This is a genomic window from Streptomyces sp. DSM 40868 (assembly GCF_011820545.1).
Lineage (GTDB): Bacteria > Actinomycetota > Actinomycetes > Streptomycetales > Streptomycetaceae > Streptomyces > Streptomyces eurythermus.
Genome location: NZ_CP050504.1, coordinates 8,052,980 through 8,075,657, shown reverse-complemented (window position 1 = coordinate 8,075,657; position 22,678 = coordinate 8,052,980). Strand labels below are relative to the sequence as shown.

At 73.5% G+C, this 22,678-nt stretch carries 19 protein-coding genes; 13 read left to right on the top strand and 6 right to left on the bottom strand.

The window, feature by feature from the left end; genetic code table 11:
* The first annotated feature begins 205 nt into the window (after nt 1–205).
* Nucleotides 206–664 (top strand): hypothetical protein, encoded by a 459-nt coding sequence (locus tag HB370_RS36290; protein WP_030788309.1) that lies wholly within the window; start codon nt 206–208, stop codon nt 662–664.
* Between the two features lie 190 nt (nt 665–854).
* Nucleotides 855–1,823, top strand: coding sequence for a hypothetical protein (locus HB370_RS36285; protein WP_030788306.1), 969 nt, complete (start codon nt 855–857; stop codon nt 1,821–1,823).
* Nucleotides 1,824–2,305: 482 nt separating this feature from the next.
* Here HB370_RS36285 and HB370_RS36280 read toward each other — a convergent pair whose 3' ends face one another.
* Together HB370_RS36280 and HB370_RS36275 are read right to left on the bottom strand one after the other, a co-directional pair.
* Complete coding sequence (locus HB370_RS36280; protein ID WP_030788303.1) at nt 2,306–5,680, bottom strand: pyruvate carboxylase; 3,375 nt, start codon at nt 5,678–5,680, stop codon at nt 2,306–2,308.
* A gap of 76 nt (nt 5,681–5,756) precedes the next feature.
* Nucleotides 5,757–6,608 (bottom strand): hypothetical protein, encoded by an 852-nt coding sequence (locus HB370_RS36275; RefSeq protein ID WP_037702579.1) that lies wholly within the window; start codon nt 6,606–6,608, stop codon nt 5,757–5,759.
* Nucleotides 6,609–6,867: 259 nt separating this feature from the next.
* Between HB370_RS36275 and HB370_RS36270 the strand changes: the two genes are divergently transcribed.
* The 10 genes from HB370_RS36270 (at nt 6,868) to HB370_RS36225 (ending at nt 17,261) form a co-directional block, all read left to right on the top strand.
* On the top strand, nt 6,868–8,358 hold the full coding sequence (locus HB370_RS36270) for an ATP-binding protein (RefSeq protein WP_167513074.1): 1,491 nt from the start codon (nt 6,868–6,870) through the stop codon (nt 8,356–8,358).
* Between the two features lie 281 nt (nt 8,359–8,639).
* The gene (locus tag HB370_RS36265; protein ID WP_030611435.1) at nt 8,640–9,047 is read left to right on the top strand and encodes a roadblock/LC7 domain-containing protein; all 408 of its coding nucleotides are present in this window, start codon (nt 8,640–8,642) and stop codon (nt 9,045–9,047) included.
* Entirely contained in the window at nt 9,044–9,406 is a 363-nt protein-coding gene (locus HB370_RS36260; protein WP_030788294.1) for a DUF742 domain-containing protein, read from the top strand. The genes HB370_RS36265 and HB370_RS36260 overlap by 4 nt, the downstream gene beginning before the upstream one ends.
* 13 nt (nt 9,407–9,419) lie before the next feature.
* Nucleotides 9,420–10,013 (top strand): ATP/GTP-binding protein, encoded by a 594-nt coding sequence (locus tag HB370_RS36255; protein WP_030788291.1) that lies wholly within the window; start codon nt 9,420–9,422, stop codon nt 10,011–10,013.
* Nucleotides 10,010–11,221 (top strand): cytochrome P450, encoded by a 1,212-nt coding sequence (locus HB370_RS36250; RefSeq protein ID WP_030788288.1) that lies wholly within the window; start codon nt 10,010–10,012, stop codon nt 11,219–11,221. Before HB370_RS36255 ends, HB370_RS36250 begins: the two co-directional genes overlap by 4 nt.
* A gap of 111 nt (nt 11,222–11,332) precedes the next feature.
* A complete protein-coding gene (locus tag HB370_RS36245) occupies nt 11,333–12,559 on the top strand; it encodes a cytochrome P450 (protein ID WP_030788286.1) in 1,227 nt (408 codons plus the stop codon).
* Nucleotides 12,560–12,942: 383 nt separating this feature from the next.
* Complete coding sequence (locus HB370_RS36240) at nt 12,943–14,346, top strand: DUF11 domain-containing protein (RefSeq protein ID WP_030788282.1); 1,404 nt, start codon at nt 12,943–12,945, stop codon at nt 14,344–14,346.
* Nucleotides 14,328–14,579, top strand: a complete 252-nt coding sequence (locus HB370_RS36235) for a hypothetical protein (RefSeq protein ID WP_030788279.1) — start codon at nt 14,328–14,330, stop codon at nt 14,577–14,579. The genes HB370_RS36240 and HB370_RS36235 overlap by 19 nt, the downstream gene beginning before the upstream one ends.
* 116 nt (nt 14,580–14,695) lie before the next feature.
* Complete coding sequence (locus HB370_RS36230) at nt 14,696–15,685, top strand: aldo/keto reductase (protein WP_030788276.1); 990 nt, start codon at nt 14,696–14,698, stop codon at nt 15,683–15,685.
* A 247-nt stretch (nt 15,686–15,932) separates the two neighbouring features.
* A complete protein-coding gene (locus tag HB370_RS36225; RefSeq protein ID WP_280117778.1) occupies nt 15,933–17,261 on the top strand; it encodes an MFS transporter in 1,329 nt (442 codons plus the stop codon).
* Nucleotides 17,262–17,297: 36 nt separating this feature from the next.
* On the opposite strand, the gene HB370_RS36220 is transcribed toward HB370_RS36225, so the two are convergent.
* The 4 genes from HB370_RS36220 to HB370_RS36205 all read right to left on the bottom strand — a co-directional run bounded on the left by HB370_RS36220 (nt 17,298) and on the right by HB370_RS36205 (nt 21,151).
* Nucleotides 17,298–18,029: a metallophosphoesterase gene (locus tag HB370_RS36220; RefSeq protein ID WP_030788271.1), complete on the bottom strand. Its 732-nt coding sequence runs from the start codon at nt 18,027–18,029 to the stop codon at nt 17,298–17,300.
* Nucleotides 18,026–18,304: a BON domain-containing protein gene (locus HB370_RS36215; protein WP_030788268.1), complete on the bottom strand. Its 279-nt coding sequence runs from the start codon at nt 18,302–18,304 to the stop codon at nt 18,026–18,028. Before HB370_RS36215 ends, HB370_RS36220 begins: the two co-directional genes overlap by 4 nt.
* Entirely contained in the window at nt 18,301–18,897 is a 597-nt protein-coding gene (locus HB370_RS36210; RefSeq protein ID WP_244405759.1) for a nucleotidyltransferase family protein, read from the bottom strand. Before HB370_RS36210 ends, HB370_RS36215 begins: the two co-directional genes overlap by 4 nt.
* 703 nt (nt 18,898–19,600) lie before the next feature.
* A complete protein-coding gene (locus tag HB370_RS36205) occupies nt 19,601–21,151 on the bottom strand; it encodes an APC family permease (RefSeq protein WP_030788264.1) in 1,551 nt (516 codons plus the stop codon).
* Between the two features lie 250 nt (nt 21,152–21,401).
* On the opposite strand from HB370_RS36205, the gene HB370_RS36200 reads away from it, so the two are divergent.
* The gene (locus tag HB370_RS36200; protein WP_030788261.1) at nt 21,402–22,523 is read left to right on the top strand and encodes a PP2C family protein-serine/threonine phosphatase; all 1,122 of its coding nucleotides are present in this window, start codon (nt 21,402–21,404) and stop codon (nt 22,521–22,523) included.
* Nucleotides 22,524–22,678 lie beyond the last annotated feature (155 nt).

Sequence of the window (22,678 nt, the reverse complement as noted above, 5' to 3'; positions counted from 1 at the left end):
GCCGCTCGACCGCGGCTTCTCCCTGCGCCTGACGGACGCACGGTGACGTGACCACGACAGCCCGGGAGGGCGGGGCCCGCCGACGGGTCCCACCCTCCCGGACATCCCCGGCATACCGTCCGACCTGCGCGACTGGTGCGAACGGCGGGACGGTCGTAGCGTCGGGGACACGCGTTCGGACCAAGCACGACGGGCGGGAGCGACGATGCGCGCATCAGTGGTGGGAACGACGGTCACCCTGGCGGCGGGAGCCCTGCTGACAGCGGCCATGACGACGGCCTCGGCCAGTCCGCCGGACTCCACGGCGCCACACCACACCCGGGCGGAACGGCCCGTCCTGGTCGACTGCCTGTGGCAGCGCACCGTACGCCCCATCGACTTCATCCTGGCCTGCGGCGACGGAAACAGCCGTCTCAGCGGGCTGCGCTGGTCCGAGTGGAGCCCGGACGGGGCCACCGCCGTGGGCGTGAACGTCGTCAACGACTGCGAGCCGTACTGCGCGGCCGGCACCTTCCACGCCTACCCGGTGACCGTGCGGCTCGGCGGCGCGAAGCCCTGGAAGGAACACCCGGGCGTCGAGCGCTACACGCAGATCAGCCTCACGTACCCGGGCGACCGCCCGGAGGGCTACCAGCAGGTCATGACCTACCCGCTCTGGGACTGACCGCCCGTCTGCGGGCTACCCCACGGGCCGCCGCGGCCGGATGCCGCCCGGGTGTGCCTCGTACGGCGCGCCCGGGTGGTCCGCGCGGGCGAACCCGCGGCCCCGGCTCCCGCGGGCGGCGGTCCGTCCACCGTCATGTTGGTGTGGCCCCGCACGCCGGCGCCCCGCGCGCCGACCGAAATGAGGTCACATGCCCCGACGCCCCCGCCTGACCGGTGCCGCCACGGCCGCGCTCGCACTCGGCCTGGTCGCCGCCGCGCCCGCCCCCGGGACCGAGCCGCCCGTCGGCGACGCGCGTGTCGTCGCCCGCTTCGACCCGGCCGCCGGGCAGCGCCCCGAGAACATCGCCCTGGAACCCGACGGCTCCGCCGACCTCACCTTCGCCTCCGCCCGTACGGTCGTCCGGGTGGCCCCCGACGGGACCCGCACCACCCGCGCCGAGCTGCCCGCGGTCGCCGGCCGGCGGACCCCGCTCGTGGGCGGTGCCGCCCTCACCGGGATCGTCCGCGCCCACGACGGCACGCTGTACGTCAACTACGCCACCGGCACCCGGGCGACCGGTGTCTGGCGCATCTCCCCCGGCGCCGCCCCGGTGCAGATCGCCGCGCTGCCGCCCGACGGGTTCCCCAACGGCCTGGCCCTCGACGGGCGCCGGGGCGTGCTCTACGCCGCCGACTCGGTGCGCGGCACCGTCTGGCGCGTGCCCGCGGCGGGCGGCCCGGCCACCGCCTGGGCGCACCGGACGGAGCTGCGTCCCTCGCGCACCGGGAGCTTCGGCGCCAACGGCGTCAAGGTCCACCGCGGTTCCGTGTGGGTGTCGAACACCGACCGCGGGACGCTGCTGCGCATCCCCGTGGGCGAGGACGGCTCCGCCGGGGCGCCGGAGACCCGGGCGCGCGGGCTCGACGGCATCGACGACTTCGCCTTCCCCGGCGCCGGCCGCACCGTCCTGGCCGCGGTCAACGGCGGTGACCAGGTGGTGCTCGTCCGGCGCGACGGCGGCCACACCGCCGTCCTCACCGAGGCGGACGGGCTGGCCGGCCCGACCGCCGTCGCCGTACGCGGCCGTACGGTCTACGTACCGAGCGCGGCCTACCGGACCGCACGCGACCCGAACCTGCTGCTGGCCCGCCTGCGGTACCACTTCGGCCGCCTGTAGCCGAGCCGGACCGGACCGCCCGCCCGTCCCGACCGGCCACAGGACCGGCCACGGCGGACCCGCGGGCTCGGACGGTGCGGCCGGCGGACGGCGCGCCGCACGGCTCGTCGGCGGCGTGGCGCGCCCGGCCGACGGTGCGGGAGGCAGCCCGGCCGGCGGACGGCTACGACCCGTCGGCGGACGGATGCGGCCCAATCGGCGGTGCGGGAGGCGATCCGGCCAGCGGACGAATGCGGCCCGTCGGCGGACGAGTGCGGCCCGTCGGCGGCGCTGCCGCGAAGGCGCCACCGCGACGCCTCCCGTGCCTGGCCACGGCGGACGGCCACGGGCCGGAAACCGGCCGCGAGGGGCACGGACACCGGCGCGGGCGCACGAGCTCGGGCACGGAAGCCGGCGCGGACATACGGGGGCGGGCACGGACGCGGGCGCGTGCCCACGCCCTTGCCCTTGCCCGCCCCCGTGGGCCGTACCGCTCGTCCGCGTCAGACGATCTCCACCAGCAGGTCGCCGCCCTCCACCTGCTGCACGCGGTTGATGGCCGGGCGGGCGACACGGCCCGCCCTCGGGGCGGTGATCGCGGCCTCCATCTTCATCGCCTCGATGGTGGCGACCGTGGCTCCGGCCTCGACCGCGTCGCCCTCGGCGACGGCCAGGGTCACCACACCGGCGAAGGGCGCCGCGACGTGGCCCGGGTTGTTCCGGTCGGCCTTCTCCGTCACCGGGACGTCGGAGGCGGCGGCCCGGTCCCGGACCTGGATGGGCCGCAGCTGGCCGTTGAGCGTGGACATCACGGTGCGCATACCGCGCTCGTCGGCCTCGCCGATCGCCTGGAGCTCGATCAGCAGCCGGACCCCGGGCTCGAGGTCGACGGCGTACTCCTTGCCGGGGCGCAGGCCGTAGAAGAACGCCTTGCTGTCCAGCACGCTCGTGTCGCCGAAGGACTGGCGGTGCGTCTCGAACTCGCGGGCCGGGCCGGGGAACAGCAGCCGGTTGAGGGTCGGCCTCCGGTCCTTGGCCAGCCCCTCGCGGTCCTCGGCGGTCAGCTCGGGCGCGGGCCTGGGCGCGGCACGGCCCTGGAGCGCCTTGGTGCGGAACGGTTCCGGCCAGCCGCCGGGCGGGGTGCCCAGCTCGCCGCGCAGGAAGCCGATCACCGAGTCCGGGATGTCGAACGTGCCGGGGTCCGCCTCGAATGCCTCCGGTGCGACCCCGGCGCCGACCAGGTGCAGGGCGAGGTCGCCGACCACCTTCGAGGACGGGGTGACCTTGACCAGGCGGCCGAGGATGCGGTCGGCGGCGGCGTACATCGCCTCGATGTCCTCGAAGCGGTCGCCGAGGCCGAGGGCGACGGCCTGGGTGCGCAGGTTGGACAGCTGACCGCCGGGGATCTCGTGGTGGTAGACCCGGCCGGTCGGCGAGGCGAGGCCCGCCTCGAACGGGGCGTAGATCCTGCGGACGCCCTCCCAGTACGGCTCCAGGTCGCCGACCGCCTGGAGGTCGAGGCCGGTGGGCCGCTCGGAGTGGTCGGTGGCGGCGACGATCGCGGACAGCGACGGCTGGGAGGTGGTCCCGGCCATGGAGGCCACCGCCCCGTCCACCGCGTCGGCGCCGGCCTGGATCGCGGCGAGGTAGGTGGCGAGCTGGCCGCCCGCGGTGTCGTGGGTGTGCAGGTGCACGGGCAGGTCGAACTCGCGGCGCAGCGCCGAGACCAGCTTGGCGGCGGCGGGGGCGCGCAGCAGACCCGCCATGTCCTTGATCGCGAGGACGTGGGCGCCGGCGTCGACGATCCGCTCGGCCAGGCGCAGGTAGTAGTCCAGGGTGTAGAGCCGCTCCGCCGGGTCACTGAGGTCGCCGGTGTAGCAGAGGGCCACCTCGGCGATCGCGGTGCCCGTCTCGCGTACGGCGTCGATGGCGGGGCGCATCTGGCCGACGTCGTTGAGGGCGTCGAAGATGCGGAAGATGTCGATGCCGGTGGCGGCGGCCTCCTGCACGAAGGCGTCGGTGACCTCGGTCGGGTACGGGGTGTAGCCGACGGTGTTGCGGCCGCGCAGCAGCATCTGGAGGCAGAGATTGGGCACGGCCTCGCGCAGGGCGGCCAGCCGCTCCCAGGGGTCCTCGGCGAGGAAGCGCAGCGCCACGTCGTAGGTGGCGCCGCCCCAGCACTCCAGGGAGAGCAGCTGCGGCAGGGTGCGGGCGACGACCGGGGCGACGGCGAGGAGGTCCTTGGTGCGTACCCGGGTGGCCAGCAGGGACTGGTGGGCGTCGCGGAAGGTGGTGTCGGTGACGCCGAGGACCGGCGACTCGCGCAGGTGCCGGGCGAAGCCCTCGGGGCCCAGGTCCACGAGGAGCTGCCGGGAGCCGGCGGGCGGCTCGCCGGCGGGCAGCGGCGGCAGCTTGGTCAGCGGATCGGGCAGCCCGGGCCGTTCGCCGTGCGGCTTGTTGACGGTGACGTCGGCGAGGTAGGTGAGCAGCTTGGTGCCGCGGTCGGCGGAGTGCCGGGCGGTCAGCAGGTGCGGGCGCCGCTCGATGAAGGAGGTGGTGACCCGGCCCGCCTGGAAGTCGGGGTCGTCCAGGACCGCCTGGAGGAAGGGGATGTTGGTGGCCACACCGCGGATGCGGAACTCGGCGACCGCGCGCCGGGCCCGGCCGATGGCAGCCCGGAAGTCGCGGCCCCGGCAGGTGAGCTTGACCAGCATCGAGTCGAAGTGCGCGCTGATCTCCGTACCGGCGTGGGTGGTGCCGCCGTCGAGCCGGATGCCGGAGCCGCCCGGGGAGCGGTAGGCGCTGATCCGGCCGGTGTCGGGGCGGAAGCCGTTGGCGGGGTCCTCGGTGGTGATCCGGCACTGCAGGGCGGCGCCGCGCAGGGTGACCGTGTCCTGGGAGAGGCCCAGGTCGGCGAGGGTCTCGCCGGCGGCGATGCGCAGCTGGGCCTGGACCAGGTCGACGTCGGTGACCTCCTCGGTCACGGTGTGCTCGACCTGGATGCGCGGGTTCATCTCGATGAACACGTGGTTGCCGTCGCGGTCGAGGAGGAACTCCACGGTGCCGGCGTTGCGGTAGCCGATCTCGCGGGCGAAGCGGACGGCGTCGGCGCAGATCCGGTCGCGCAGCCCGGGGTCCAGGTTGGGCGCGGGGGCCAGTTCGATGACCTTCTGGTGGCGGCGCTGGACCGAGCAGTCGCGTTCGTAGAGGTGGATGACATTGCCCTCGCCGTCGGCGAGGATCTGCACCTCGATGTGGCGGGGCTCCACGACGGCCTTCTCCAGGAAGACGGTCGGGTCGCCGAACGCGGAGGCGGCCTCCCGGGAGGCGGCCTCGATGGACTCGCGCAGCCGGTCCGGGTCCTCGACGCGGCGCATGCCGCGCCCGCCGCCGCCCGCGACCGCCTTGACGAAGACGGGGAAGCCGATGTCCTCGGCGGCGCGCACCAGTTCGTCCACGTCGGTGGAGGGCGGGCAGGAGCCGAGGACCGGCACGCCCGCGGCGCGGGCGGCGGCGACCGCGCGCGCCTTGTTGCCGGTCAGCTCCAGCGTGTCCGCGTCGGGCCCGACGAAGGTGATGCCCGCCCGCTCGCAGGCGCGGGCGAGTTCGGGGTTCTCGGACAGGAAGCCGTAGCCCGGGTAGACGGCGTCGGCGCCCGCCCGGCGGGCGGCGGCCACGATCTCCTCGACGGAGAGGTAGGCCCGCACCGGATGCCCCGGCTCCCCGATCTCGTACGCCTCGTCGGCCTTGAGCCGGTGCAGTGAGTTGCGGTCCTCGTGCGGGAAGACGGCGACGGTACGCGCGCCGAGTTCGTAGCCCGCCCGGAACGCGCGGATCGCGATCTCTCCACGGTTGGCGACCAGCACCTTGCGGAACATCCTGGATTCCCTTCAGCTGCCTGCCGGCGACGAACACCCTGGCCTCGGCCCGCCCTGCCGTCACTCGCGGCAAACCCTAGGGGCTGCCCGTACGGGTCGAGGTGCGAAAACCATCACACCGGCGGGGTGGCCGGCGCCACAAGGACGCGCCGGGCCGGCCGGTCACCGGCGGCACCGGTCCCGCCGGGCCGGACCGGCGTCGGAGCCGGGACCGTACGGCCCTGCGCAGCCGCTCGCCCCGGCCGTGCAGCAGCCCGAGGACGACGGCCGCGGCCACGGCGATCAGGTGTTCGCGGCCCGCCAGGTTGGGTACGGCGACGGACTCCCACAGCATCGATCCGCCGGTCAGCGTGAACACCACGGGGGCGCGCCGGACCACCGCGAGATAGGTGAACAGGCCCACCACGGCCGCGGAGGGGCCGGTGTCGAGCACCCGCCCGGCCTCGGGCGGCAGCCCGAACCCCCACCAGCCGGGGCCCAGGGCGATCATCAGCCGGGCGGTGAGGGTGCCGGCCAGGGTGGTGGTGTAGGCGATGACCAGGGTCCGGGCCCGGCCCAGGGTCAGTTCGGCGAGGGCGAAGGCGAGGAACAGCTGGGTGATGCCCGCCCACACCGGCAGGTCGAGCGCCGGGACGTACAGGGACACGGGGGTGCGCAGCAGGGACAGCCACAGCGGCAGGTCGGCCTGGACTCCGCCGAGCCCTCGTACCCACACCGCTCCGGCGGGGTGCTGGGCGATGTCGTGGAAGAAGACGACACCGGACGCGGCGACGAACGCGAGCAGCAGCCCGGACAGGCCGCGCCGCGCGAGCCGCCGTACCGGGTCGACGACGATGCCGTGCCACTCGGTGCCCAGCGTGCGTCCGGCGCACCGGACGAGCCGGGCGAGCGCGGTGCGGGCCCGCCGGGTGGGTCCTTCATCGATCACCGGTGACAGTTCAGCGATCCGGAAGAGGGGCGTCAAGATCCTTAAAGGGTGGCAAGTCCCACCATGGGAATCAGGTACCGAGAGGCAACCTTCGCCCCCATTGATCCGTCCCCCGGTACCGGCATCTCGGCACGGATGACCGGCGGAAACCCTGAACCCATGGGGTTCTGTTCTTTTTTGATCACGAACTCTCGTATAGTGACCGCGAATTCACGACCTGTGCCATGTCTCCCAGCCGCATGAGGACCAGACCGGACCGATGACCGCGCCCACGCATCCCGGCGACCGACCCTCCCTCCGTACGTTCGTCTCCGCCCTCGCCGTCACCGGTGTGCTGTCGGCGCTCGCGGTCTGCGCGGCCGTGGCGGTGGCACCGGGCGCGGCACGCACCCCGCTCGCCGGCGGCGGAGCCGTGGCGGCGGTCGTCCTCAGCGTGGCGGTGGCCACGGCCGCGCACGCGCGGCGCACCGCGCGGGACACCCGGCAACGGCTGGAGGGTGTCACCCAGGACGTAGGACGGCTGCTCCAGCAGCAGGCCCGTACGACCGAGGAGGCACAGCAGGAACAGCAGCGGCTCGTGGACGAACTGGCCCGGCAGCGCGCGGAGCTGACGGAGTCGTTCACCGCCGAACGGGACCGCCTGGTCGCCGAGGGCACCCGGGAGCTGGACCGGCTCCGGCAGGAGAACGCCCGGCTGGCCGGCGAGTTGGAGCAGGCCCGGCGCGAGCGGTCGGCCGCGATCTCGGCGACCTCCAACGCCGCCGCCCGGATGCAGGCCCTGGCCACCGCCACGCTCGCCGACCTGCGGGCGATGGAGGAACGGCACACCGACGAGGACGTGCTGCACGATCTGCTCCACCTCGACCACCGCACCGCCCAGGCCGGCCGGCTCGCGGACTCCATCGCCGTGCTCACCGGGGCACGTTCGGGGCGCCGGTGGGCGCGGCCGATCAGCATGGAGTCGATCCTGCGCGGCGCGATGGGCCGGATCGCCGGGTACCGGCGGGTGCGGGTGCACTCGACGAGCGAGGCCGCCGTCGCCGGACACGCCGCCGAGGGCGTGATGCACGCGCTCGCCGAACTCCTCGACAACGCCGCGAACTTCTCGCCGCCCACGGCCGAGGTCCACGTGTACGTGGAGGAGGTGCCGGCCGGGGTCATCGTGTCGGTGGAGGACAGCGGGCTGGTGATGGGCGATGTGCAGCTGCGCCGCGCCGAGCGGGCGGTCGCCGGGGACGTCTCCGGGCTGGGCGGTCTGACCGGCACCCGGCTCGGGCTCGCCGTGGTCGGCCGCCTCTCCCGCAAGCACGGGCTCAAGGTGTCGTTCCGGCCCTCCGCGCGGGGCGGCACAGGCGTGCTGATGCTCATCCCGCAGTCCATCCTGACCGGCCCCGCCCCGGCCGAGCCGGCCGCCGCGGTCCCGCCCGCGCAGGCCGTGACGTCCGCGCAGCACGCGACGCCCGCGCAGAGCGTGACGCCCGTACCGGCGCCGCCCGCGCTGGAGGCCGCCCCGATCCACGAATCGGCCGCGCCGGCCGAACCGGGCCCGGCCGGGCTGCCCAAGCGGCGCCGGGGCCGTACGCTCGCCGAGGCCGAGCGCGCCCGGTCCGCGTCCGACAGCGGGCCGCGCAGCGCGCCGAGCGCGGAGGAGGGCAAGGCCCGCGCCGCCCGGTTCAGCAGCTTCCGCCAGGCCGTCCGCCCGTCGGCACCGCCGAGCCCGCGGCCCGCGCCCGCGGCCGGGCCGCCGTAGGAGGCGCCCCCGGCCCGCTCGTCCGATCCGTCCGGCCCGTCCGCTCCCTCCGACGCGTCCGGCCCGTCCGACACGTCTCACGCGCCGACGCCGGACGACCGGGCCGCCGTAGCCGGGCCGACCGACGACAGCCGGACCGCCGCGCCGGCCGACCGGCCCCCGTACGGGACCGATGAGCACGGCCCGTACGGGACCGGTGACCACGGCTCCCCCGCACCCGCACACCCGCACACGCCCAGCCACTCGCACACCCACTCGCACCCGGAAGGCGACACCACTTCATGACCGGCCCGACCACCGCCGACGACAAGCTCACCTGGCTCCTGGAGGGCCTGCTGGAGAGGACCCCGGGTGCGCGGCACGCGCTCGTGCTGTCCCGGGACGGGCTGAAGCTGTGCCGGACGCCGGAGCTGAGCGTCGACCAGGCCGACCAGCTGGCCGCGATCGCCGCCGGCATCCAGTCGCTGTCGCACGGCGCGTCCGTGGAGTTCGGCGACGGCAGCGGCGGGGTGCGCTCGGCGATGACCGAGTTCTACGGCGGTGTGCTGTTCATCGTGGAGGCGGGCGCCGGCGCCCATCTGGCCGTGATCACCACCGAGGACGCGGACGCCGGTGTCGTCGGGCACAACATGAGCGAACTGGTGGAGCAGCTCGGCACGTACCTGACCGCTCTGCCCCGTACGTCATGAGCGGACCCGGCAGGAACCGTCCGGGCCGCGACGACGCTCCGGACCGGCTGTACACCATCACCCAGGGACGCAGCCGGTCCGACCCCGACAACCCCTTCGACCTGGTCACCCTCGTGGTCGCCGAGTCGGAGCCGACGGCCGGCATGCAGTCGGAGCACGTGGCGATCCTGAAGCTGGCCCAGTCCCCCACCTCGGTGGTGGAGATCGCCGCCGAGCTGCGGCTGCCCGTGAGCATCACCAAGGTCCTGCTGTCCGATCTGCTGGCGGCGGGCCGGGTCAGCGCCCGGCACCCGCGCCGGCCGGCCATCACCGATCCCGACATCCTGGAGCAGGTGCTCGTTGGACTACGCAACCTCTGACGCGCGTACCCCGTTGGGTGCCACCGTCGACCAAGGCTTCAAGATCGTGGTCGTGGGCGGCTTCGGCGTCGGCAAGACCACGCTGGTCCGCTCGGTCAGCGAGATCCGTCCCCTCAACACCGAGGAGACGATGACCCAGGCCGGCGAGGCCATCGACGACATCGCCCAGGTACGCGGCAAGTCCGCGACCACGGTGGCCTTCGACTTCGGCCGGATCACCCTGGACGCGCGCAATGTGCTGTACCTGTTCGGCGCGCCGGGCCAGGAGCGGTTCTGGTTCCTGTGGGACCGGCTGTTCACCGGCACGCTCGGCGCGGTCGTCCTGGTCGACACCCGGCGGATCGACGACTCCTGGTACGCCATCGACCGGCTGGAGCACCACGGCACGCCGTTCATCGTGGCCTGCAACGACTTCGGCGGTCCGGTACGGGCCGGCGCGGACGTCCGTGAGGCCCTCGACCTGGATCCGCATGTGCCGCTGGTCGACTGCGACGCCCGCTCCCGGGAGTCGGGCAAGCAGGTGCTGATCACGCTGGTGCAGCACGTGAAGAACCGGTACGCCGACCCGTCCGCGCGGGCGGGCCTGCCCCGACAGGAGTTCGTGTGACCACCCCCGACGCCGTCCCGCTCAGCGGACCCCGGTTCCAGACCGAACCCGCGCGCCTGTACCGGGAGATGCGGCGCGACCACGGCTCCGTGGTGCCGGTGCTGCTCGACGGTGACATCCCGGCCTGGCTGGTGCTCGGCTACCGGGAACTGCACCAGGTCACCGGTGATCCCGTGCTGTTCAGCCGGGACTCGGACCTGTGGAACCAGTGGGAGAACATCCCCGCGGACTGGCCGCTGCTGCCGATGATCGGGCGCAAGCAGCCGTCGATCCTCTACACGGTCGGCGAACGGCACCGGCAGCGCGCGGCGATGGTGAGCAACGCGCTGGAGGCGGTGGACCCGTTCGAGATGCGCGGACACGCCGAGCGGTTCGCGGACGAGCTGATCGACGCGCTGTGCGCCGCGGGCGAGGCCGATCTGATCGCGCAGTACGCCATGCTGCTGCCGGTACGGGTCCTGGCCCGGCTCTACGGATTCTCCGACGAGGAGGGCCCCGGGCTGGTCACCGCCCTGAACGACATGATCGACGGCCGGGAGCGGGCGCTGGCCGGGCAGGCGCATCTGGCCGGTTCCATGGCCCGGTTGGTCGCGGACCGCAGGAAGGAGCCCGCGGACGACGTGGTCTCCCGGATGCTCGCCGACGACAGCGGGTTCAGCGACGAGGAGATCGTCCAGGACCTGATGGTGATGATGGCGGCCGGGCACCAGCCGACCGCGGACTGGATCGGCAACTCGCTCCGGCTGATGCTGACCGACGACCGGTTCGCCGCCTCCCTGTTCGGCGGGCGCAACAGCGTCGCCGAGGCGATGAACGAGGTGCTGTGGGAGGACACGCCCACCCAGAACGTGGCGGGCCGCTGGGCCGCCCGTGACACCCGCCTCGGCGGCCGGGCCGTCCGGGCCGGTGACCTGCTGCTGCTCGGTCTGCAGGGCGCCAACTCCGATCCGCAGGTGCGCACCGACGCCTCGGAGCTGACCGGTGGCAACAACGCGCACTTCTCCTTCGGCCACGGTGAGCACCGCTGCCCCTTCCCCGCGCAGGAGGTCGCCGAGGTGATCGCGCGGACCGGCATCGAGGTGGTGCTGGACCGGCTGCCGGACATCGATCTGGCGGTGCCCGCCGACTCCCTCACCCGGCGGCCCTCGCCCTGGCTGAGAGGACTGACCAGACTGCCCGTCCGGTTCAGCCCCGTACCAGCCCGCTGATCCCGCGTCGCCCCGGCCGGTGCGTCGTGCGGCCGGGGGTCCGGGGGGTGTCCTCCCCGGACCGGCGCCGTACCCGCGCACTTACGACCCCAGCCCTGGGAGGCACGTCAGATGACGACCGGTACCGCAGCACCCCGCATCGCCCTGGACCCCTTCGTCACCGACCTGGACGCCGAGAGCACGGCCCTGCGCGCGGCCGGTCCGCTCGCCGCGGTCGAACTCCCCGGCGGCGTACCGGTGTGGGCCGTCACCCACCACGCCGAGGCCAAGGCGCTGCTCACCGATCCGCGCCTGGTGAAGGACATCAACGTGTGGGGGGCCTGGCGGCGCGGTGAGATCCCCGCGGACTGGCCGCTGATCGGCCTGGCCAACCCGGGCCGCTCCATGCTCACCGTCGACGGCGCCGACCACCGCCGGCTGCGCACGCTGGTCGCGCAGGCGCTCACCCCGCGCCGGGTGGAGCGGATGCGGGAGCGGATAGCGAAGCTCACCCAGGACCTGCTGGACGCGCTGCCCGCGGACGGCCGCACCGTCGACCTGAAGTCGGCCTTCGCCTATCCGCTGCCCATGTACGTGATCGCCGACCTGATGGGGATCGAGGAGGCGCGGCTGCCCCGGCTGAAGGTGCTGTTCGAGAAGTTCTTCTCCACCCAGACCCCGCCCGAGGAGGTCGGGGCGACCCTCGCCGAACTGGCGGGGATCATGGCCGAGACGGTGGCGGCGAAGCGGGCCGAGCCGGGCGACGATCTGACCAGCGCGCTGATCCTCGCGGCGGAGGACGGCGACCGGCTCACGGACGAGGAGATCGTCTCCACGCTCCAGCTGATGGTGGCGGCGGGCCACGAGACGACGATCTCGCTGATCGTCAACGCCGTCGTCAACCTCTCCACCCACCCCGAGCAGCGCGCCCTGGTGCTGTCCGGGCGGGCCGACTGGTCCGCGGTGATCGAGGAGACGCTGCGCTACTCCACGCCGACCTCGCACGTCCTGATCCGGTTCGCGACCGAGGACGTGCCGGTCGGCGACAAGGTGATCCCGGCCGGGGACGCGCTGATCGTGTCGTACGGCGCGATCGGGCGCGACGAGAACGCGCACGGCCCGACCGCGGGCAGCTTCGACATCACCCGTGAGACGCGCAACCGGCACATCTCCTTCGGTCACGGCCCGCATGTGTGCCCCGGCGCCGCCCTGTCCCGGCTGGAGGCGGGCATCGCCCTGCCGGCGCTGTACGCCCGGTTCCCGGACCTGGACCTCGCGGTACCGGCGGGCGAACTGCGCAACAAGCCGGTGGTCACCCAGAACGACCTCTTCGAACTGCCTGTACGACTCAACCCCTAGCGCACCGGCTCAGCGCCCTCGGCGCACGGCAGCGGTGCCGTGCACCGAGGGCGTCAACTTCACGCCCCGAAATTCATCCCGGGAAAGGGTGAGCGGTACGGAGATGAGCAGGCGTTTTCGGCCACGGCTGAGCTGGCGCTTGGTGTCACGTATACGTGGGTGACTGGAGTGGCACGGACCTGGCGGCGACGGGCGACCGGCTGAAAGCGGCCTCGGTGGGCGGTGGTTGAAACCCGCCGCACCAGGTTGGCGAGAGCCGTTCGACCATCTCTTCCCGGGGGCGCGCGCATGCGCTGCTCTGGCTGGCGTTCCGGCGTCGCCTCCGGCGCGTGTGCGGCCGGTTGGGGGCGCACTCCAGCAACGCCGACGCAAGGGGAAGACCCATGACCACACCTCCCTCCGCTCCGCTCCGGGTCGCGCTCGTCAACGGCAGCTTCGAACAGCCTCCCGTCGCCGACATGGCGATCCTGCCGGACGCCTCGCAGACACAGGCGCCCACGCGGGTCCCGGGCTGGCTCACCACCGCGTCCGACCACATGATCGAGATCTGGCGGTCGGGATTCAACGGTGTGCCGTCGGCCGACGGTTCCCAGTTCGCCGAGCTGAACGCCAACGAGGTCTCCACGCTCTACCAGGACCTGCCGACCACGCCCGGGTCCACCCTGTACTGGCGGCTCTACCACCGTGGCCGGCTGGGGCAGGACACCATGGCCCTGGACATCGGCGCGCCAGGCTCGCCGGTGGAACAGCAGCGCTTCACCGACGGCACCACCGCCTGGGGCTTCTACACCGGCACCTACACCGTCCCGGCGGGGCAGACGACGACGCGCTTCTCCTTCCGGTCCGTCTCCGCTGCCGGCGGCAACCGCAGCGTGGGCAACTTCCTCGACGGCATCTTCTTCGGCACCGCTCCCTTCGTGGAGCTGACCAAGTCCGCCGTCCCGGTGGGGCCGTTGGAGGTGGGTGACGTCATCACCTACCGCATCACCGCGAAGAACGAGGGCGGCGGCGCGGCGGAGAACCTCGTGCTGACCGACGACATCCCGGAGGGCACCACGTATGTGCCCGGGTCCCTGCGCATCGTCGACGGCCCGAACACGGGCCCGAAGACCGACGAACAGGGCGACGACCAGGCGTACTTCGACGAGGAGACGAACAGGGTCGTCTTCCACCTGGGCAACGGCGCGAGCGCCGGGCAGGGCGGCAGTCTGCCCAGCACCGAGACCGTCCCGGCGGGCACCACGGTGGAGTACCGGGTGGTCATCGACCGGTCCGCCGGCGGCTCGCAGATCACCAACGCCGCGACCGCCACCTACGAGAACCGGCTCGGCGACACCCCGGAGCCGCTGACCGCCACGTCCGACGAGCAGGTCACCGAGGTCCTTCCGGCGGCCGACCTGAACGTGACGAAGTCGGCCGACGCGACCACGGTGACCGTCGGCCAGACCGTGACGTACCGCATCACCGTCCGCAACACCGGCCCGAACCAGGCCACCGGCGTCGTCGTCACCGACGAACTCCCCGACAGCCTGTCCTTCCTGTCCGCCGACAGCGCGTCCGGCACGTACGACCCGGCGACCGGCGAGTGGACGGTCGGCGACGTGGCCGACGTCGCCACCGCGACCCTCGTCCTGCGCGCCAAGGCCACGGAGGCGGGCCCGCTCACCAACACCGTCACGGTGACCGGCAACGAGACCGAGCCGGACACCTCCGACAACACCGACTCCGTCACCATCTGCGTCGAACCGGCCCCTTCCTGCTGCGACCCATGCGCGGCACGCGACTAGCGACCGGCACCACCACGGCAGGCCCCGGAGCCGTACCGTACGGCTCCGGGGCCCCGCCGCGCACGCGGGGTCCGAGTCAACGCCCGTCTCTCCGCTCCGTCGCCGAAGGCGTCGGCCGGCCGATCACTCAGGAACTGGCCGACCAGGCACAGGAACTCGAGGGCCAGGCGGAGCGGATCAGGCAGCAGGCGCTGGAGATCAGGGACCGGCTGCCCGACTTCCCCGGGCACTGACCCCGCGAGCCGCGCCCTGCCCCGCCACCCGCATGCCGGGTCCGTCTTGACTTCGAGTGCGCTCCAGCTCGTAGCGTCGCCGGTGAGACGACAACCCCTGTGCGAAAGGGAACCCCATGCACAAGCGCAGTCTGCGGGATCTTCAGGTGTCGGCCATCGGCCTCGGATGCATGGGGATGTCCGCCTTCTACGGCTCCACCGACCACGCGGAGGGGATCGCGACCATCCGGCGGGCCCTGGACCTCGGGATCGACTTCCTGGACACCGCGCAGCTGTACGGCCCGCTCACCAACGAGTCGCTGGTCGGCGAGGCGGTCAAGGGGCGCCGGGACGAGTATGTGATCGCCACGAAGTTCAATTACCGGATGGACGGCGCCGTGCCCGGCGACATGAGCACCGTCGGCCCGCAGGACGGCTCGGCCGAGCATGTCCGCAGCTCGGTGGAGGGCTCGCTGCGGCGCCTGGGCACCGACCACATCGACCTGTACTACCAGCACCGCGTCGACCCGAACGTGCCCATCGAGGAGACGGTCGGCGCGCTCGGCGAGCTGGTCGCCGCGGGCAAGGTGCGGTACATCGGGCTGAGCGAGGCGAGCGCGGAGACCATCCGGCGCGCCCACGCCGTGCACCCGGTCACCGCCGTGCAGAGCGAGTACTCGCTCTGGTCGCGGGACGTGGAGGCCGAGGTGCTGCCCGCGTGCCGGGAACTGGGCATCGGCTTCGTGCCGTACTCGCCGCTCGGCCGGGGCTTCCTCGCGGGCCGCTTCACCTCGACCGAGGAGCTGGACCGGAACGACTACCGCCGCACGAACCCGCGCTTCACGGACGCCAACCTGGCGGCGAACCTGCGGCTCGCGGAGAAGGTCAAGGAGATCGCCGCCGAGAAGGACGTGACCCCGGCCCAGCTGGCCATCGCCTGGGTGCTGGCCCAGGGCGAGGACCTGGTGCCGATCCCGGGTACCAAGCGCCGCGCCTACCTGGAGCAGAACGCGGCCGCGACCGACATCGAGCTGACCGCGGACGACCTGGCCCGGATCGACGCGGAGCTGCCCGAGCCGGCGGGCGAGCGGTACGACGAGGCGGGGATGCGCGCCATCAACCTGTAGCCGGGCGGCCTCCGGGCGATCCGCCTGTGGATGTGCCTGTGAGGAACCCCACGCGGGGGGCGACGGGCCTGCTCGGAGGGCGTTTTCCCGGATTTTCGGGCCCGTTCCGCGGCCGGTGTGGCGACGACTCGCCCGTCCCGTCTGCCACCATGGTCGGCGCCCTGACCAGGCGGCCCGGCCGTGCGACGCAGCCGGCCCGACGGTGCCCGCCGGTCTCTCCGGACCCTTGGTTGTCGAGTACCCCGCCGTGCCCTCTGCCTCTGCCGTGCCCCTCTCCGCCCACGCCCCGGCCTCCCGTTCGCCGTGGCGCTCCCTGCGCCACCGCGGCATGCGCTGGTGGTCGGCGGCCAACTTCGTCTCCAACGCCGGTACGTGGATGCAGCTCACCGTGCAGAACCTGCTGGTGCTGCACATCACGGGCTCGGCCGCGGCAACCGGTCTGTCGATGTCCGTCCAGGCGGCCCCGGCGCTGCTGGTGAGCCTGCTCGGCGGCGCGGTCGTGGACCGCTGGCCCCGGAAGCTGACGGTCGCCGTCAGCCAGACGCTGCTCGGCGCGGTCGCCTTCACCACGGCGCTGCTCGTGGCGCTGGACCGGATCGACATGACGGCCCTGCTGGTGCTGGCCGCCGTGACCGGTGTCATCGCCACCGTCGACGGGCCGGCCTGTGCCCTGCTCGGCAACGATCTCGTGCCCGTGGCGGACGTGCCCTCGGCGATCGGGGTGGGCGCGCTGGTGCACAGCGCGGGCCGGCTGGCCGGAACCGCCCTGGCCGGGATCGCCGTCGGCTTCCTGGGTACGGCCTCCGCGTACGCCGCCAACGGGCTGTCGTTCCTGTTCGTGGCCTCGGTGGTGCCGTTCCTGCGGCCGGCCGCCGGGGCCGCCGAGGGGGCGGCGGCCGTGCCACGGGAGGCACCGGCCCGCGCGGAGATGGGCGTGCGGGAGGGCCTGGCCTTCTTCGTGCGCAGGCCCCGGCTGGTCGCCCTCGCGGGCATCACCGGCCTCAGCTCCGTCTTCGGCCGCAACTACGGCCTGACCCTCGCCGTCCTGGTCACCGGGCCGCTCGCGGGCGGCGCCGGGGCGTTCGGCACGGTGTCCACCGTGCTGGCCGTCGGCGGCATCATCGGCGCGGTCCTCGGCGCCCGGCTGCGCAAGCCGTCCGTGCGGACCGTGGGCCTGCTCGCGGCGGCCGGCGCGCTGCTCCAGGTGGTGGCCGGTCTGTCGCCGTCCCTGGCGGTGCTGCTGGTGCTCGTGCTGCCGATGGCGGTCGTGGAGTCCGTCTCCGACACCGCCGGTACGGCCGTGCTCCAGACCGACCCGCCGCCGCATCTGCGCGGCCGGGTGCTCGGGGTGTGGAGCAGCATCGGCACGGTGTGGAGCCTCGGCGGACCGCCGCTGCTGGGTCTGCTGATGGAGTGGGCCGGGGCGCGCGGCGCCCTGGTCGCGGGCGGACTGCTCATCGCCGGGTCGATCGGCGCGGGCCTGCTGGTGCGCCGCCGGGGCGGGCCCGTGCCGGTGCCGCTGGCCGCCAAGGACGGCGATGTGACCGGCCGCGAGGCCCTGGGCACGGCCGCCTGACGGGCCCGGTCCGTCCAGGACGGACCGGGCCTCGGGTCAGGGCGCCGTGCCCGGCAGGTGGTACACGTGGAACGCCTGTCCGATCACCGGCTGGGCGACATTGCGTACGCGCACCCCGCCGGTGGTCATGCCGTGCTCGGTGCCGGCGTGGGCGTGGCCGTGGACCGCGAGATCGGCACCCGCCGTGTCGATCGCCTCGGCGAGCAGATAGCTGCCGAGGAACGGGTAGATCTCCAGCGGCTCCCCGGCCAGGGTGTCCGGCACCGGGGAGAAGTGGGTCAGCGCGATCCGTACGTCGCAGTCCTGCTCCTCCAAGTCCTTCAGGGCGCCGTGCAGGCCGTCGGCGCACCGGCGGCTGTAGCGGACGAACTCCTTCATGAGGGGTTCGCCGAACTCCCCGGCGCAGCGGCCGACGAAGCCGCCGCCGAAGCCCTTGGTCCCGGCGACCCCGATCCGGGCGCCGTCGGCGGTGACGACGGCGGCCTCTCCTTCGAGGACGTGGGCGCCGGCGTCCCGGAGGATCGCGGTGACCTCCTCGGGCCGTTCGTCGTGGTGGTCGTGGTTGCCGAGTACGGCGACGACGGGCACCCCGAGGTCCTTGATCTCGCGGGCCACGACCGCGGCCTCCTCCGGTGTGCCGTGCCGGGTGAGGTCGCCGGCGAGCAGCAGCACGTCGGCGCACCCGGGCAGGGTCTCGAAGGCGGAGCGCAGCGTGCCCTGGCTCTCGGGGCCCATGTGAATGTCCCCGACGGCCGCGACGCGGATCATGTCAGGTCCTCTCCGTGGTCGGGCGAGGAGGTCCCGGCGATGAGCAGGTCGCTGTGGACGGGATGCCCCGCCAGTTCCTCGCGGGCCATGCGCAGGATGTCGTCCCGGCACTGGGTGGACGGCACGGTGCCGGTGAGCAGGACGACGTCGCCGCGCAGTTCGAGTCGTACACCGAGTTCCCCCAGCTCCCCGGAGGCGAGGTGGTCGGCGAGGTGGGCGACGCGGTAGTCCAGGTTCCCGGCCGCCGACGGGGGCGGCGGGCTCGTGTCGGTCATGGCTGGCCCTCCTGGGCGTCGATCACGTTCAGCCGTTCGAGGAGGAAGAGGAAGGCGGCGGGCATGGGCTCGGCGCCGCAGGCCGCGCGGACCGCGTCCCAGTCGACCTTCTCGCGCACGGCGCGGGCCACCGGCAGGACGGATCCGAAGTCGCAGTAGTGCTCGGAGAAGGCGCTGATCAGGCTCTGGATCAGGTCCGTCGGGCTGAGGACGGGCATGAGCACCGAGTCGACCGGCAGGACATGGGCCCGGTCGAGCATCTCGCGGGTGACGGGCTGGTGGGCCAGCGAGAAGATGATGTCGACGTTCTGCCCGTGACACGTGGTCTTGATCAGCCAGTCCTCCGGCGGGAGCCGTACGCCGAGTCCGGCCTCCCGCAGGGTGGCGGCCACCGCCTCGGCGTCCTCGGGGAGGATCGCGAAGTCGGCGTCGTGCTGGAGGTAGCGGCTGCCGCCGTGGGCGTAGACCGCCACGCTGCCGGCGAGCGCGAAGGGGTGACCCGCGCGTTTGAGGAGGGCGCCGATCTGCTTGGCGGCCTCCAGGATCGCCTGGCTGCGGTCCTGCGGCAGTTCCGCCGGGTCCGGCCCGGACACGGGCGGCGGCTCGCTCGACTCCGGCACGGGCGCGGGCCGCGACTCCGCGCCCCCGGACGCCGACGCGGACTGCGGATCCGACTGATCCGACCGGGCGGGGGCCGACGCGGGCTGCGGCTCCGAGTGACCCGAGTGACCGGAGGCCGCCCCGGACTGCGGTCCTGCGGGGTCCGGGGCCGGCGCGGGCCGGGGCCCGGTACGGCTCGGAGGCGGTGCGGACGGCAGTTCCGTGGGATCCGTGGCCGAGGCGGCCCTCGCTTCGGTGGGATCGGCGGCGGAAGCGAGCCCTGGTGGCATCGGTCCCGTCCTCGCTCCCGTCGGACCCGGCGGCTCGGCGGCGGAAGCCGACTCCGGCCTCCTCGGGCCCGTCGGCCCGGAAGCGCAGGCCGATCCTGGCCCCATCGCCCCCCTCGACCCCGTTGGTCCCGCCGGATCCATCGGCTCGGAAGCGCAGGCGACCCCCGCCCCCGTCGGCCCGGAAGCGGGCGTGTGTCGCGGTTCCGCGGGTCCGGGCGCGTGGCGCGGCCCGTCGGTGGCGAGCCGGAGCTCGGTGACCTCCGCTCGCCGCAGGGGCGCGGTGTCCTCCCCGTCGTGCGTCATGACCTCTCCATTCGGCACCCTTGCACCCCGGGCGGCCGGATCGGCCCGGGGGTCGTACGGGTACCCGGGGTACCGCCCGCGACACGGCACCCGAAGGAGTGGTTCAGTCCTCCACGACGAGCGCCGGGGTGCCCGCGGTCAGGACCTGCCCCCGGAAGAAGGCCGGGTCGCGGCGCCGCATCACCAGCATGATCACTGCGCCGAGGAGCAGCAGGCCGACCCCGATGACGAAGACGGAGCCGACGCCGAGGACGGCGGATCCGCTGCCGTAGGCCGGGTCCCACATGTCGTACAGCGTCTTGCCGAACACGGCGGTGAGCAGGATGCCGCCGAGGACCGGGAAGAAGCCCTTGAAGAGGGCGTCGCGGGCGGAGCGGGTGAGGTCGCGGCGGAAGTACCAGGCGCAGGCGAACGCGGTGAGCGCGTAGTAGAAGCAGATCATCAGGCCGAGGGCGTAGATAGTGTCGACCAGGACGTGCTCGCTGAGCAGCGACATCACCGCGTAGAAGACGCCGGTGGCGACGCCGGCGGTGACGGTGGCCCGGCCGGGGGTGCGGAACCGCTCGTGGACGCGGGCGTAGGAGGCGGGCAGGGCCTGGTACGTCGACATGGCGAGCACCGTGCGGGCGACCGGGATGAAGGTGGTCTGGAGGCTGGCGGCGGCCGAGGCGAGGACGGCGGCGAAGAGCAGGATGCCGCAGAGGTGGCCCATGACCGGGCCGGCCAGGGCGGCGAAGACGTTGTCGGAGGTGTCCGGGTTGGCCAGGCCCAGGCCGTGGGTGCCGGAGCCTACGGCCATCTGTGCCGCGACCCCGGTGACGAGGTAGGAGCCGACCAGCACGACCATGGCGATCAGGGCGGCCCGGCCCGGTGTCTTCTCGCTGCCGACGGTCTCCTCGTTGGCGGTCAGGCAGGTGTCCCAGCCCCAGTACATGAAGATCGACAGGGACAGTCCGGCGCTGAAGGAGGCGAAGGAGTCCACCGCGAAGGGGTTGAGCCAGGACCAGGAGAAGCCGGTGTGGCCGGGGAAGGCGCCGGTGCGGGCCTTGTCCAGGGCCAGGACGACGAAGAGGGCGAGCACCACGAGCTGGAGTCCGACCAGCGCGTACTGCACGCCCTTCGTGGTGGTCATGCCCCGGTAGCTGACCGCGGTGGCGGCGGCGATCAGGGCCAGACACGTGAGGATGTGCACGGCCTTGTCGCCGTCGAGGCCCGCCACCGCGTCGCTGCCGGTGACCTCCCCGGCCAGCAGCCAGAAGTAGGTGGTGGCGACGCCGGCGAGGTTGGACAGCACGATCACCGTCGCGATGACCAGGCCCCAGCCGCACATCCAGCCGACGTGCGGGCCGAACGCCTTGACGGTCCAGGTGAAGGAGGTGCCGCAGTCGGGCACGGCCTTGTTCAGCTCCCGGTAGGCGAAGGCCACCAGCAACATCGGCAGGAAGCCCGCGAGGAAGACGGCCGGCATGTGCAGACCGACCTCGCCGGCGGTGGAGCCGAGCGTGGAGGTGAGGCAGTAGACCGGTGCCACGGTGGACAGGCCGATGACCGCGCTGCCCAGCAGGCCGATGGAATTGCCGCCGAGGCCCTTGCCCCGTACTCCGTCGCCGGGTGCCGTGTCGCGGGCGTCCGGCCTCATCGCCGTCTGTGTCATGACACAGGACGCTAAATGCTGCGATTTCGGTTGAGGGTGGTTCAGATCACCCGTCAAGTACCTTTATTTCGCAGGCCGAATCGGCAAACCAGCCGGTATTTGAACGGAGAATGACGCTAGCCGATCCCCTTCATGAAGGCAAAGCGATCAGCGTCCGCCATTCGGGAACCGAAGAGCCACCCGGAATGTCCGATTCCAAATCCGCCGGTGTGACGTGCGTCTCACGCACCCCGGGCGCACGCTGGGAGGCATGGCATCCCGGCTCGGTCGCGCGCGGCCGCGGCAGCCGTGGCAGTCGGCCCGCGCGCTGCTGGTACTGCCCGTCGCGCTCATCGTGGTGATCACCGTGGTGGACATGCGGGCCCCCTACGACGTGCACCTCGGACCGGCGCTGGTGATCGCCCCCGCGCTCACCCCCTCCTTCGCCGGCCCCCGCACCACCGCGGCGGTCGGCGCCCTCGCGGTGGCCGCGCAGGTCTTCCTCGGCGTCACCCACGGCGGGCTCGGCACCACGAACCACATCGTCCAGATCATCACCCTCACCGTCCTGGTCGTGCTCACCGTCCTCTACAGCGCCCTGCGGATGCGCCGGCAGGCCCAGCTGGCCCGGGTCCGCACGGTCGCCGAGGCCGCGCAGCAGGTGCTGATGTGGCCGCTGCCCGAGCGGATCGGCACGGTGCGCATCGCCTCCCTGTACCTGGCCGCCGAGGACGAGGCGCAGATCGGTGGCGACCTGTACGCGGCGGCCCGGTGCGACGACGCCGTACGCGTGCTGATCGGAGACGTGCGCGGCAAGGGGCTGCCCGCCATCGGGGAGGCGGCGCTGCTGCTCGGCGCCTTCCGGGAGAGCGCGCACCGGCGCGTCCCGCTGACGGAACTCGCCACCACGCTGGACCAGAGCATCACCCGCTACGCCGCCGAGCTGGACCGCCCGGAGGAGGAGGGCGAGCGGTTCGCCACCGCGCTGCTCGTGGAGATCCCGGACCACGAGGCGGTCACCCGGATGACCAGCTGCGGCCATCCGCCGCCGCTGCTGCTGGGCCCCGGCCACGTCGTCACGGCCCCGAGCCTGCACCCCTCGCCGCCGCTCGGGGTGCAGCACGGCGCCGAGCACACGCTGGACGTGTTCTCCTTCGAGCCGGGCGACACGCTGCTGCTGTACACCGACGGGGTGGTGGAGGCACGGGACGAGCGGGGCCGGTTCTATCCGCTCGCCGACCGGGTGGCGCGGTGGACCGGGGACGGCCCGGAGGCGCTGACGCACCATCTGCGGCGCGATCTGCTCGCCCACGCCGGCGGCCGGCTCGGCGACGACGCCGCGCTCATCGCCGTACACCGCACCATCGCCGAACGCCGCCGCCATCACGGGTGAGCGCCCGGCGCGCGTGTCCCCGGCCGGGACGGCGGGGCGTTCACCTGTCCGTGCCGTGGTGTTCAGCCCGGAGGGTGGCCTGCCCCGCGCGGCGTTGCGAGAATCCGCCACGCGCCCGGTGGCGGACTCCTCCGCCCGCTCAGACCCGAGTGAGG

What these genes read in the sequence shown, in the direction of transcription:
- HB370_RS36240 (WP_030788282.1), top strand. Translation starts at nt 12,943, where the DNA reads ATGACCACACCTCCCTCCGCTCCGCTCCGGGTCGCGCTCGTCAACGGC.
- HB370_RS36280 (WP_030788303.1), bottom strand. Translation starts at nt 5,680, where the DNA reads ATGTTCCGCAAGGTGCTGGTCGCCAACCGTGGAGAGATCGCGATCCGC.
- HB370_RS36285 (WP_030788306.1), top strand. Translation starts at nt 855, where the DNA reads ATGCCCCGACGCCCCCGCCTGACCGGTGCCGCCACGGCCGCGCTCGCA.
- HB370_RS36205 (WP_030788264.1), bottom strand. Translation starts at nt 21,151, where the DNA reads ATGACACAGACGGCGATGAGGCCGGACGCCCGCGACACGGCACCCGGC.
- HB370_RS36220 (WP_030788271.1), bottom strand. Translation starts at nt 18,029, where the DNA reads ATGATCCGCGTCGCGGCCGTCGGGGACATTCACATGGGCCCCGAGAGC.
- HB370_RS36235 (WP_030788279.1), top strand. Translation starts at nt 14,328, where the DNA reads ATGCGCGGCACGCGACTAGCGACCGGCACCACCACGGCAGGCCCCGGA.
- HB370_RS36245 (WP_030788286.1), top strand. Translation starts at nt 11,333, where the DNA reads ATGACGACCGGTACCGCAGCACCCCGCATCGCCCTGGACCCCTTCGTC.
- HB370_RS36265 (WP_030611435.1), top strand. Translation starts at nt 8,640, where the DNA reads ATGACCGGCCCGACCACCGCCGACGACAAGCTCACCTGGCTCCTGGAG.
- HB370_RS36230 (WP_030788276.1), top strand. Translation starts at nt 14,696, where the DNA reads ATGCACAAGCGCAGTCTGCGGGATCTTCAGGTGTCGGCCATCGGCCTC.
- HB370_RS36270 (WP_167513074.1), top strand. Translation starts at nt 6,868, where the DNA reads ATGACCGCGCCCACGCATCCCGGCGACCGACCCTCCCTCCGTACGTTC.
- HB370_RS36260 (WP_030788294.1), top strand. Translation starts at nt 9,044, where the DNA reads ATGAGCGGACCCGGCAGGAACCGTCCGGGCCGCGACGACGCTCCGGAC.
- HB370_RS36215 (WP_030788268.1), bottom strand. Translation starts at nt 18,304, where the DNA reads ATGACCGACACGAGCCCGCCGCCCCCGTCGGCGGCCGGGAACCTGGAC.
- HB370_RS36290 (WP_030788309.1), top strand. Translation starts at nt 206, where the DNA reads ATGCGCGCATCAGTGGTGGGAACGACGGTCACCCTGGCGGCGGGAGCC.
- HB370_RS36200 (WP_030788261.1), top strand. Translation starts at nt 21,402, where the DNA reads ATGGCATCCCGGCTCGGTCGCGCGCGGCCGCGGCAGCCGTGGCAGTCG.